This is a genomic window from Cobetia sp. UCD-24C (assembly GCF_001306765.1).
GTDB lineage: Bacteria > Pseudomonadota > Gammaproteobacteria > Pseudomonadales > Halomonadaceae > Cobetia > Cobetia amphilecti.
This window is the reverse complement of the sequence record NZ_LJTD01000005.1, coordinates 19,207-31,384: the sequence shown is the minus strand read 5'-3', so window position 1 is coordinate 31,384 and position 12,178 is coordinate 19,207. Positions and strand designations below refer to the sequence as shown.

General features: G+C 60.4%; 8 protein-coding genes. 1 reads left to right on the top strand and 7 read right to left on the bottom strand.

Going from position 1 to position 12,178, the window contains the following annotated elements:
- Positions 1–130 precede the first annotated feature (130 nt).
- The 3 genes from AOG28_RS08815 to AOG28_RS08805 form a co-directional block, all read right to left on the bottom strand.
- The gene (locus tag AOG28_RS08815; protein ID WP_152965388.1) at positions 131–511 is read right to left on the bottom strand and encodes a nuclear transport factor 2 family protein; all 381 of its coding nucleotides are present in this window, start codon (positions 509–511) and stop codon (positions 131–133) included.
- 146 nt (positions 512–657) lie between these two features.
- Positions 658–2,034, bottom strand: a complete 1,377-nt coding sequence (locus AOG28_RS08810; protein WP_054556156.1) for an NAD(P)/FAD-dependent oxidoreductase — start codon at positions 2,032–2,034, stop codon at positions 658–660.
- 124 nt (positions 2,035–2,158) lie between these two features.
- Positions 2,159–3,922, bottom strand: coding sequence for a BCCT family transporter (locus AOG28_RS08805; RefSeq protein ID WP_054556155.1), 1,764 nt, complete (start codon positions 3,920–3,922; stop codon positions 2,159–2,161).
- 652 nt (positions 3,923–4,574) lie between these two features.
- Between AOG28_RS08805 and AOG28_RS08800 the strand changes: the two genes are divergently transcribed.
- A complete protein-coding gene (locus AOG28_RS08800; RefSeq protein WP_054556154.1) occupies positions 4,575–6,305 on the top strand; it encodes a thiamine pyrophosphate-dependent enzyme in 1,731 nt (576 codons plus the stop codon).
- A 129-nt stretch (positions 6,306–6,434) separates the two neighbouring features.
- On the opposite strand, the gene AOG28_RS08795 is transcribed toward AOG28_RS08800, so the two are convergent.
- The 4 genes from AOG28_RS08795 to AOG28_RS18435 form a co-directional block, all read right to left on the bottom strand.
- Positions 6,435–8,663: a YjbH domain-containing protein gene (locus AOG28_RS08795; protein WP_235507004.1), complete on the bottom strand. Its 2,229-nt coding sequence runs from the start codon at positions 8,661–8,663 to the stop codon at positions 6,435–6,437.
- Between the two features lie 65 nt (positions 8,664–8,728).
- Entirely contained in the window at positions 8,729–9,868 is a 1,140-nt protein-coding gene (locus tag AOG28_RS08790; RefSeq protein ID WP_160317863.1) for a capsule biosynthesis GfcC family protein, read from the bottom strand.
- A complete protein-coding gene (locus AOG28_RS08785) occupies positions 9,855–10,676 on the bottom strand; it encodes a hypothetical protein (RefSeq protein ID WP_152965387.1) in 822 nt (273 codons plus the stop codon). Before AOG28_RS08785 ends, AOG28_RS08790 begins: the two co-directional genes overlap by 14 nt.
- A complete protein-coding gene (locus tag AOG28_RS18435; protein ID WP_160317862.1) occupies positions 10,585–11,127 on the bottom strand; it encodes a hypothetical protein in 543 nt (180 codons plus the stop codon). Before AOG28_RS18435 ends, AOG28_RS08785 begins: the two co-directional genes overlap by 92 nt.
- Positions 11,128–12,178 lie beyond the last annotated feature (1,051 nt).

Genomic DNA, 12,178 nt, shown 5'->3' with positions numbered 1-12,178 from the left:
AGGGGGCTGGCGGGTATTGATAAGGGACTTGAGATAGAGACTCTTGAGATAGGAACCTCAGAGATAGGGCTTGAGACGCAAAAGGCCAGTCATCACGACTGGCCTTTTGCGTCTGAGCTGCGCGTGAAAATCACGCGGCTGGCGTAAAGGCCGGTCGCTGTTTGCGGAAGGCCTGTTTGCGGGTGATCTTGCCCTTCTCGATGGTGAAGAGATCCACGCTGTCGGCCTCGACACGCAGGCCATCGGGCTGGGTCGCCATGAAAGTGCATTCGGAGACGATGCGCTGATCGGCGAAGAAGAACTCGCCCTTGGCCCACTGCACATCGGGCATGGTCGTCCAGGTATTCACGAAGGCGTCGCGCACGGCGGCTTTACCGACGATACGCGTGCCGTGCGCCTCATCGCCGGACACGGTGTCGAAGACCACATCGTCGGCGAAGTACTCCATGACCTCATCGATGGCGTGGCGATTGAAGGCATCGAACATGGCGGTCATCTGTTCACGATTCATGGTGCGTCTCTCTGATGCTTGCATGCCGCAAGAGGCATGTCAGTGGGAGGTGCCGCGACGGAATTGGAGTGCGCCGCGGCGTGTCGGGAAGTGATGGCAGGAAGTGATAAGAGGCGATCAGTGGCGGAACTCGCGCGGCGCGTGACTCAGCTCACCTTGTCCAGCATCTGGAAATACTTGTAGAGCAGGTGCTGGCCCATGCGCCGGATCGGCCTGAGCGGATGGGCGGGTAGCGGCGAGTTGAAGATCGGCAGATGGACCTCCGGCAACGACTGCCCGGCGATCAGCGCGGCCAGCTGCTTGGAAGCATAAGCCGAGAACGACACGCCGTTGCCGCTGTAACCCTGGGAGTAGAAGATCTGCTGCTTGGGGTCTGGCTGCACGATGCGCGGCATCATGTCGTGGGAGATATCCATCCAGCCATGCGAGAACCACGGCGTCTCGATGCCGGCCAGCGCCGGGAACTTGCGCGCGATGGCCTCATGCACCACATCCAGATGTCGGGCGTTCTGCGCGTCCGCGCCACTGATGGCGCTGCGCGTCCCGATCTGCAGGCGCTTCTCGGGCAGCAGTCGGTAGTAGTGGCGCAGCTTGCGGGTGTCCGTGGCGAAGATGGTGGAATGCAGGCCGCAGGCCTCGATCTCATCGTCGGTCAGCGTGCGCGTCCACACCGAGTTGGCCATGATCGGCATGTTGCGATAGGCGGTCAGCGAGTGAAGATTGGGGCTGGTATAGCCCGCCGTGGCGATGCCCACCGCGCGCGCCTTGACCGTGCCGCCCGGTGTCTGCAGATAGTGGATACCGCTCTCGGTCGTCCAGTGCTGCACCGGACTGCTGGTGTGGATTCGGGCGCCGTGGCGGCGCGCGATACGCGCGTAGCTGTAGGCCAGCTTGAGCGGCTGTACCGCGATGCCTTCAGGCTCGAGCATCGCGCCGTGACTCTCCTGATCGCCCATGAAGTCACGATGCACTGACGCGCGGTCCAGCGTTCGGGTCCGGTAGCCGAGGATGTTGTTGCACAGACGTGATTCGGCCTCGAGATGCTGCATGGCCTGAGGGCTATGGGCGATCAGCAGATTGCCCAGTGGCTGAGGCTCGCAGTCCACCTCCGGGTCCTGGGTCAGGGACTTGAAGACCTCGAATCCCTCCAGGCTATTGGCGTGCAGCTGGCGCGCCATGTCGACGCCCCATTTCCTGACCCACTGGCTGCGGCTCAGGCGCCCCCAGGCTAGATGGCCCTGGCCGCCATTGCGGCTGGTGCAGCCCCAGCCGATCTGATTGGCCTCCAGCACCACTGCCTTGATGCCATGCTCACGCGCCAGGAACATCGCGGTGGCAAGGCCGGTGAAGCCGGCGCCGATCAGCACCACGTCGGCCTCCATGTCGTCAGTGACCGGGCCATCATCCTCGGGCGGCGGCCCTGCGTGGTAGCGCCAGTAGCTCGGCGCATAATCCACCCCTTCGCCCGGGGAGCTGTCCTTGAGAGGGTCGTAGTGAGGGTTGTAAGGCTGCTTGACAGTCATCGTGGGTCACCATCCGTCTTGTTGTTGGCGATCGTTGTCATTGGCGATCAATGGCGGTGTCGGTTCGTGAGCGTTGCGCTCGGGTGGCTTGCCTGCTCGAGTCGACGTGTGCCCGTCATGCCGCTCAGGTCGCGCCCGGGATGGGCTGGCTTCCCGACCCCGGGAGGGCGGGTGGCGTAGCCGTGGTACTTGGCGAGGTACTGGGCGTGCTAGCTGGCGTGGTGGGCGTCACAGTGCTGGGGGCTTCCGGCTCAGCGGCTTCGGCAGGCATAGGCTTTACCTGAGGGGCCGGCTGCATGGCCGTCGCGGGTTGTTCATGGGTCGCCTTGAGCATGCGATAGACCGAGAACATGTAAGCGATGCTGACGAGGAAGAAGGGCGCGCCGACCACGATCGCCAGGCTCTTGATGGCGTTGAAGCCACCGGCGAGCTGGAAGACGATGCCGGTGACGCCGATGATCACGCCCCACAGCAGGCGCATCAGGATCTTCGGATTCTCATTGCCATTGGAGACCTGCATGGCCGAGAAGAACGAGGCCGAATCCGAGGTGGTGACGGCGAAGACGATGATGTTGAACAGCACCGCGAGGCACAGCCACCAGCCGCCGGGCATGCTCTGCAGCAACAGGTAGATGCCGGATTCCGGATTGCCCTGCACGCTTTCCCACAGCGGCACGATCTGATTGACCTCGGCATAGCCGGCCGAACCGCCCCAGATGCTGAACCACACGATCGACAGCAGCATCGGCACCACCACTACGCCGAACACGAATTCGCGCAGGGTGCGGCCACGGGAAATGCGTGCGATGAAACCGCCGCAGAAGGGGATGTAGGAGATGTACCAGAGCCAGTAGAAGATCATCCACCAGCCCACCCACTCACGCTGTTCGAAGCTGCCCGCGTCGGTCCAGAACTGGTTGACGAATACCGAGCCGAAGTAGTCACCGAACTGCTGGGTGATCATGTTCAGCAGGTACTGCGCCGGGGCGTGGCCGAAGGCCAGCAGCGCCAGCAATATGGCGCCGGCCATGATCATGTTGAGCAGGCTGAGGTACTTGATGCCGCGCTCGATGCCGGTCGCCGCCGATGCCACGTAGGCGATGATGATCACCAGCATCACCATGGCCTGACCGAAGGCGCCGAACTCGAGTCCGAACAGCACCTTCAAGGCATAGCTGATGGAGGTGACGCCCAACCCGATCATGGTGGCATTGCCGCCGATGGTACCGATCACACCAAGCCCGTTGGCAAGCTTGCCCCACAGACTGCTGTTGCAGCGCTCCCCCAGTAGACCATATAGACCGGTGGCGACCGTCAGCGGCTGCCCGAGGCGATAGGCAGGAAAGGCGATGGCCCAGGCGGCAACGGCAAACAGTGCCCAGCCATTCATGCCCCAGTCCATCAGGGTATTGCGGATCGCGGTCGATACCCCGGCCTGCTGGCCGACTTGATTGAGGTCCTGCACATGCGAGGAGGTATAGAGGTGCGTCAATGGCTCGGCGACGCTGAAGAACACGAAGCCGATGCCCAGCCCGCAGCTGAAGATCATCGAGATCCACGCCACATAGCTGAACTCAGGGCGTGAATCATCCGGCCCCAGGCGAATGCCGCCGAAGGGGCTGAGCAACAGATAGAAGCTGAAGATCAGCGTCGCGGCGACCCCGAGCACGAAGCTCCAGCCGAAATTGAAGATCAGGAAGTCACGTATGCCGGACAACGCCGCACCGGTCTGCTCCGGCGCCGCCAGGGCATAGATCATGATCAGGGTGTAGATGCTGAGGACGGGCCAGAACAGCCCTTTATCGTAGTCGCCAAGCAGACCGGATGAGCGCGGAACGCTGTTGCTACCAGCGCGCTCAGCCGCTGCGGGATTGCGTGTTGCTGTCACTGGGGTGCCTCCAGGAAGGGGCCCTGATGCTCCACGCCAGATCTCGTCAGACACCTGACAAGCTGACAGGAATATCGAGAGCAGATTTTATTGTTGTCATGGGAGCGGGGCTGGGACATCGCCTTCATCGAACTGGCAAGGTCCCCATCCATCGTCAGTGAATGCGCTGCAGCTGATACAGCACTCGATGAATCTTCTCGCGTCACAAATGAAAATAGACGGCGAGTAAAATCGCGCAAGTGAAATTTTTCAGTATTTTTTCATTCATATGTAAATTGATTATCTTCCGGCATTAACTTCTTGAAATACAGAGGAAATAACGTCGATGCGCCGCCTGGCCCGATGGTGGCAGGCCAGCGTACAGAGGCGGGAGGGGGATAGAGAGCGGAGTAGGGATAAGAGTCGGGAGGTGAAAAAGGGGCAGTGCTCATGCCCTGGCGATTCTCACCCAGCACGCTGGGCCAGCTCGGGTATCGCTCGCTCGGGTATGAAACTCATACCTCAACACGCAACGCCGTGTGCCAGCGTGAGTTTCGGGGTTGGCCATTGTTTTCCGCGGCTTGGACCCAAGGTCTTGTTCACTGTTTATTCGAATGAGTGAATGCATTGCTCATCCTGACCCGAAAGTTCACCGGAAAAGGAAAGCACCTCCATGGCACTAACCACATCTTCGTCAGCGTCCGTCTCCGAGATCATCGTCGACTCACTGCTTGAGGCCGGCGCCAAGCGTTGTTACGGCATCGTGGGTGACACCATCAACCACTTCACCGACGCCATTCGGCGCTCCGAGATGGAGTGGGTGCATGTGCGGCATGAGGAGGTGGCCGGTTTCGCGGCAGGGGGCGAGTCCTTCATCAGTGGCGAGCTTTCCTGCTGTGCCGGTACCTGCGGGCCGGGCAGCACGCACTTTCTGAATGGTCTGATCGAATCACACCGCAATGGTGCGCCGGTGGTGTTCATTGCTTCGCAGATCGATACCAGCGAGATGGGCGTCGGCTTCCCGCAGGATGTGGATCAGAAGGCGCTCTATTCCCAGTACAGCGTGTTCTGCGAGTACCTGACCAATCCCGAGAATGCCCGCCGCATGGTCGCCATTGCGGCGCAGAAGGCACTGGCGGAAGGCGGGGTCGCGGTGCTGATCGTGCCGGGGGATCTGTTCACCCAGAAGCCCAAGGGCTCGCTGCCGTGGCGTGCCCATCGCTTCGCGCCGGTGATTCGCCCCGGCGAGCAGGAGCTGGCCGCCGTCGCCGAGGCGCTGAATGCGCCGGGCAAGGTCTCGATCTATGCCGGTATCGGCTGTCAGCACGCGCAGGAGGAAGTGCTTGCGCTGGCACGGCGACTCAAGGCGCCAATAGCCTGGACGTCGCGCGCTAAGGACTTCATCGAGCCCGACAATGAGCTCGAAGTCGGCATGACCGGCGTATTCGGGCTGCAGGGCGGCTACGAGGCCGTCGCGGAGTGTGACACCTTGCTGCTGCTCGGTTGCAGCTTCGCCTGGACCCAGTTCTATCCGGACAAGGCGACGGTGATTCAGGTCGATCTGGACCCCGGCAAGATCGGTATCCGCCACCCGGTGGATCTCGGGGTCGTCGGTAGCGTCAAGGACACCTGCGCGGCGCTGCTGACCCGCGTCGACCCTCGTGATGACAGCGCCTGGCTCGACAGCTGCCGCAAGAAGTATCTCGAGGCGCGTGACGATGCCGCCGTCACCTCCGATGATGAGCGTCTGATTCACCCGCAGGAGCTGACACTGGCGCTGGATCGCCACGCCAGCGAAGACGCCGTGTTCACCGCCGATGGCGGCAGCCCGATGGTGTGGTGCCTGCGTCATATTCGGGCCAACGGCAAGCGCCGCACGCTGCCGAGCCTGATGCACGGCACCATGGCCAATGCCTACCCTCAGGCCATCGGCATCCAGAAGGCCTACCCGCAGCGTCAGGTGATCGCCATGTGTGGCGATGGCGGGCTCTCGATGCTGATGGGGGACCTGCTGACCCTCAAGCAGGAGAAGATCCCGCTCAAGATCGTCATCTTCAACAACAGCACGCTGGGCTTTGTCGAGCTTGAGCAGAAGGTCGAGGGCATCCTGGATACCTACACCGAACTCGAGAACCCTGACTTCTCGCTGCTGGCGCAATCCATGGGGCTGTGGGGGCGTCGCGTCGAAGAGAAGCACGAGCTGGATGAGGCGGTGCAGAGCCTGCTGGCCCAGGACGGCCCCGGGGTGCTCGAGGTCAAGGTCAATCGTATGGAGCTGGTGATGCCGCCGCATGTGGAAGCCGGCCAGGTCGCCTCCACCGCGCTCTACTCCGCCAAGGCGGTGCTCAATGGCCGCATGGATGACGTGGTCGACCTGGTGCGTAATAACTTCACCGGTCGGTAAGTCATGCTGACAAGACATCACTTACGCAAGCTTGTGTAATAGCCAGACGACAAGGCCCCGATCCTGTGGATCGGGGCCTTGTTTTTGTTGCAGCAATTGTCTATTTGCGCAGATCAGCTCATCGCAGCATTACTTCCATACCTGAGATGAGAAGCCGCGCCAGTAGTCATCCATGTCGCGATAGCTGGTCATGTCATACAGGCTGAATTTGCGATTGAGGCGAGCGCCACCATCGCGGGTCAGCGGGTTCCAGGCCAGGCCGACAGTGTCGCGGCTGGAGTGCATGAAGAACGCATCCAGCGGCAGCACGATGTAGAGGCCCTTGTCGAAGCTACCCTCGCCGAAGTCGTCGCCGGCATCGGTGAAGGTGGCCCAGGCGCCCATGCGTGCGCCATTGGCGAAGCCGCGTGAGACATCCAGCGTCATGCCGACATCTTCTGCCAGGTAGCGGCCGAAGCTGGCTTTGGCCAGCACGTCTTCATAGCCGGTATCCCAGTAGATGCTGGCATGGCCAGTGGTGGTCGAGTAATCGCGCAGGCCGAACTGCTGATCGAATTCGCGCTGCTTGACCCAGTTCACATCGACCCCGTAGGCCAGTGGTGAGCCCAGCGGGCGATAGAGCGCCTCCGCGCCGACACCGGCATACATCATCTCCAGAATGCCGCCGTAGGCCATGCCGTACCAATCGCGCCCGAACTGGTGGGTGCGGGTGTACTGCAGGTTGTCGATCCCCACGTCGGTCTCCTCGATATAGCGACCGATATAGGAGCGAACCCTTGGCAGCTTGGAGTCCGCGATGTAATCGAACTTGTCGAAGTTGTCGAATAGGGTCAGCTGTGCCGAACCGGAGAGCCAGCCGTGGCGATCGGTACGCCAGGCAGCGGAGCCCCGCAGATAGGCCTGATACAGATAGCCATCCGGGCCGCCGATGTTCTGGTTGAGGCCAGGCGAGAAGCCGGCGCTCCAGCGATCATCAGGATTCTCGAGCAGCACCTTTTCCCCGCTGTAGCGGGCCGCACCCTGCGCCTCGTCCGAGTTCGGCTCGGTGGCCGCCAATGCATAGACGCTGTGGGTATAGCGCAGCTGCTGACGCGCATCGTGACCAGCGTTGACGATATCGGCGCGCTGGTGGACATCTTCGCGCGTGTCCAGGCCGCCAGAACGCAGGCGGTAATGGAAGCTCTCGAAATAGTCATCCAGTCGATTGTGCAGCACGCGGTTGGCACGCCCTTCGGCCTGAGCGGTGGAGCGGAAACGCGTACTCTCGCCACTGACGATCAGCGCCGTTCCCTCGCGCGCGAGGCTATCGACACGAATGCCTGATTGTGCCCGGATCTCGCGGGAGAGCTCTAGCCAGCTGACCTGGTTGCGCGTGGGGGACTCAGTATTCAGGCGCTCCGGCGGGCTATCCAGCTTGGCCTGCGAGAGCCCGGCGAGGTCCACCCCGAAGTTGACGCCGAACATCGCGGTATTGCCACGTTCCCAGCCGGCCTTGACGGTCAGATTGTCGGTCACGCTCAGGCGGGCGCCCAGGTTGATCGGGCTGTCTTGCTCTTGGTCGTTGTCCTGCGGCTCGCTCTGATAGTCATTGCCGTCAAGCTCTGCCATCAGCACTAGCGGGTCCCACGGTGTTTGCCATTCCACGCCGCCGAAGATACCGACATCACCCTTAAACAGGCTGTTGAGAGAGAACTCACCGCCCTGATCGCCGCCAGTCTCGCCACGGCCGGGGCGGTTGTTGTAGCTGTTGCGTATCCAGCCGAGCGGGTTGCTGATATCACCGCGTGAACCGAGATAGCCCCAGCCCAACCCCAGCGTGAAGTCGAAGTCATACCAGCGCTTGCTCGCGACCAGGTACTCACTGCCGAAAAGGCTGGTACCACCCATGTCGCGCAAGCCGACCGCGACTTCGGGCAGATAACGGCTCTCTTCCCACAGACGAACCTTGGCGTCGACCCCCTTATCTAGGTAGTTGCGGCCTTCATCGCTGGATGACAGATAGCGGCGGTTAGTAACTTCCGTGTAGCGGAAGCCGACCTCCAGCCAATCGAGCGGCTGCAGGCTGACGTTGTAGCGTCGGTAAGGTTCGACCTGGTTATAGGAGAAGTGAATGCTGCCCGGTTTCTGCATGCGCGCGGTCGGAGTCTGCATCAGGCCGACGCCACCGAAGTCCGATTGCCCATGCCCCAGACCGCTGAGACGTGTCTCGATCGGCTGCGGACCATCCAGCATGCCGGCGTAGGCTATTGGCGCCAGCAGCATGCCCGCGCTGAGCATGGCCAGTTGCCGGATGGCTCGCGTCAATGGAACGAGCAGGGCACGCGCCGGTGCCATGGAAGAGAAGTGCGAATGATCCATGCTGTCTGCAGCCATCCTTTGCTTAGCTGAGCATGGGGCGTCTTGCTGTGTCATTGTCGCGTCGCTCATGGAGTATCGCCCTGATGGAGCGAGCAATTCTGATGGCCACCTTGGGGCACAGCGGATGTCGGGGTTTGCGCCGTATCCGTGGCGGGAGAACCTGTCTCGATGCATGCGGGCACCACGTTCTTTGTGCCTTCACCACTGTTATTGTCATCACTGTCAGCATATTGCCTCGCCACCTGCAGATAGTCGCGCTGCTGCGACTCTGCCGTGATGGCGTCCACGCTGCGGCACTCCTTGCCCGGCCATTGCAGACTCAACCACTCGGCCAGGTTGCGATTGACCCAGGCGGCTGCGGCCGAGATACGCGGCATGTTGACCACGACACGGTCGCCCGGCGCCAGCGCATAGGGCTGGTCATTCCAGCCGCTAATACCGCGGACGATGATTCTACCGCCCAGCGTGATTACGCTGGCGTGTTCCGAATCTGCCTGTGCGCCCGGCAGGCCAGCTATGGCATCGTGCAGTGTCAGGCCGGGGCGCCAGTCCAGCTGACGCACGCCAACGGCACTCCAGAGCTGAATGCGCGTCTCGGTCTGGCATTGACCTATCCAGTCCCCCGTCGTGAGCGGGATATCCAGGCGCGGAAAACGCCACAGAGCGATGGGATCGATACGCCCGACTTGCCGTCCCTCGATTGGTGTGCGGCCGATGATGCGCATCCAGTGCTTAAGCCCTTCAGCAGACAGCCGGTCATCAAAGACGGCCTGCGAGCTCAACTGACGCAGCTCGAAGAACAGTCGGCGGCCCAGCTGACGTGTCCTGTCACGTGTCTGCTGAGTGGCCACGAATGCATGCGGCCACTCGATACCATTGGTATTCGTCAGTACGCCGAGCTGGCGCGATAGCGCCTCACTGATGGTCAGGGTCTGGGCGCTGGCCTCCTGTAATGGGCCGGCCGGTGCTTTCAGAGTCTCGCTGGCAAGCGTTGCGCCAGGTAGCAAGAGTGCACAGTAAGCAGAGGCGAACATCGCTGGGCCGATGAGGGCCTTCAGACGTTCATGCAGATAGCTTTTCATGACACCTCGACGGGCAAGGGACACAACACCTCGGCGGACAAGAGAAACACCGCCGACTCGTGTAGGCGGGGCGACATGATCAGGACGCTGAAAGAAAAACTCTTGGCACTTACCACCAGCCACGCGCGACCTCCCAGCTCCAATAATGAGAATTCGGCCAGGGTTGGACATACGCCGCCCAGATTATTGGTGCCATATTGGCATTAGTTGCGGGCGAAATCGCATATCGATTGACGCTATGCGAGCCGTCTTGCCAGAGGATGTTTTCCTCGCACTGGGCTACTTTCTGATCGCCCAATGGGAAGGCCTGTACGGAGGGAGCCTCACAATGCCAGCTTGCCTGGCCCTGCGCATAGCCCTCTATCCCATCAGCGCGCTGCCAGCGTGAGTAAATCGCGTAGCTGGGCGTGGATTTGTCCATGTTAAGCGCTGACATCAGCATGCTCAGTGATACGTCGCGTCGCATGTCCAGCAGGTCGGTATCGAAGCCGGCGGTACCGCTCAGCCAGCCGTTCTCCAGACGCACGAAGGCATGATCCGCGGTTTCAAAACGTGCCAACTCTATCGTGCTCGGAGGCTGTCTTGCCTCCGATTCAACAGGTGTGACGGAAGAGGACAGGGCTGCCAAAGGTATCAGCCCCGTGTGGTATTTCTGATAGGTCGCGTCCGTTGCGTCTATGTCTTTGCGAGTCGCTGTCTCCAAAGACGCCAGCACCACCATCCCGGTGTTGCCGTCATAGTTGAAGCGCAGCGTGGCATAGGGCAGGGCGCGCGCGCGCTCGGCATCGAATTGATCGCTGCTGAGTATTGCGCTGGCCGTCTGCCCCAACTGCCCCTGCTCAAGTGCGGAGCAGCCCCCAAGCATCAATGCGCCGGCCACAAGCAAAGGGACCGCCAGGCGGCCCCCCATCGTGATGGATGTCGGCTTCATGGTGATCAGTAGGTACCTGTGGTGCCAGTGGTGCCAGTCGTCCCGGTAGACCCTGTGGTGCCAGTCGTCCCGGTCGTACCCGTTGTTCCAGTGGTACCTGTGGTGCCCGTTGTACCGTCGCCATCACCCGGCTCTCCACCTTCATCCGGGTTACTGCCGTCATCGGGATCGGTCGTACCGGTGGTGCCAGTCGTGCCGTCGCCGTCTCCCGGATCAGTGCCATCACCCGGATCAGTGCCACCATCGCCGCCATCACCCGGATCAGTGCCGCCATCGCCGCCATCACCCGGATCAGTGCCACCGTCACCACCATCACCCGGATCAGTACCGCCGTCGCCACCAGTGCTACCACCACTGCTACCGTCGCCACCTGAGGCGACGGTAGCAGCGACACCGACCGCCGCCGCCAGGCCAGCGGCGACAGCTGCAATGGTGCCAGCGGCCATGCCACCAGCGGCGCCAGCGCCTGCTGCCGCACCGCCAGTACTGCTGCTTCCTGTGCTGGAAGATCCTGCGCTGGAAGGTGCCGAACCTGTCTGAGCCGGTGCTTCACTTTCGGCACGGGCTATCCCGGCAACCAAAGGGGATAAGGCCAGTCCCGCGATGACCAATGTTGTGGCAGTGCGTTTCATGTGCGTTCCCTTGTCTTCCTGTTAGGAAATTTTCACGCTCTCTGTGCTAACACAAGCGTAGGTATTGTTCGCCTATCGACTGTTTTGTTTCTGGAAACAATCAGGGGCTTGAAGCGTTGGCATGCACGGCGTTCTTTTGGCAGTGAAAAAATTTACTGCATGGATGTTGTGGAAATTAGCAGAGTTCAGGTTGTAGGTCGACTGACATCTAACCGTAAACAACCACCGAATATGATGATCGAATCATCATGCTTGGCGAGTATGCTCCTGCGATCGTGACAATAACCACAAAGAGCTCAAGTCAGGAGATTTGGGCAAGTCTGTCCAATAGTAACTTCTCGTGTGAACGATGGTTCCTACAGCTCACCATCATCATGTGAAAATCTATTCCAATACTGTTTAATCGCTTTTTGATGGGGGGAATGGTCATTTGGATATTAGATTATTAGTACTTTTTGTAACTATTTTTATCATTGTGATGTTTAAGTGTATCTACTTCGATCTTGGTCACGCTGTTTGTCTCTTTTTGGGTACATGATGGTTCATGACCTGTTGCCCTGTGATTCAGATTCTGGGGCTTGGTTGACTATAAAATTTTATAAAAATCAGTATTTTAGGTGGATATATTGCGGGTTTCAGGTTTTGGTTTGGCAGATGAATATGAATATAGGGTGGAACGAAAGTCCCAGAATGCATTATCATGCGTCTCTTATGAATACGTATGTGTTGCCTTTTGGAGACGGTGCAGGGGCGGTTATTGGCATGCGGCAAAGGATTGGTGACTACTGTATCTGTGTCTTGCTACCGACCCCCAAGAAAGATTTGCTAATTGCGTACACGTGGCTGGGGCCTTGGCCACACCGAAAAGGC

Coding starts and splice junctions, on each gene's coding strand:
- AOG28_RS08810 (WP_054556156.1), bottom strand. CDS start 2,034: ATGACTGTCAAGCAGCCTTACAACCCTCACTACGACCCTCTCAAGGAC.
- AOG28_RS08800 (WP_054556154.1), top strand. CDS start 4,575: ATGGCACTAACCACATCTTCGTCAGCGTCCGTCTCCGAGATCATCGTC.
- AOG28_RS08785 (WP_152965387.1), bottom strand. CDS start 10,676: ATGAAGCCGACATCCATCACGATGGGGGGCCGCCTGGCGGTCCCTTTG.
- AOG28_RS08795 (WP_235507004.1), bottom strand. CDS start 8,663: ATGGATCATTCGCACTTCTCTTCCATGGCACCGGCGCGTGCCCTGCTC.
- AOG28_RS08815 (WP_152965388.1), bottom strand. CDS start 511: ATGAATCGTGAACAGATGACCGCCATGTTCGATGCCTTCAATCGCCAC.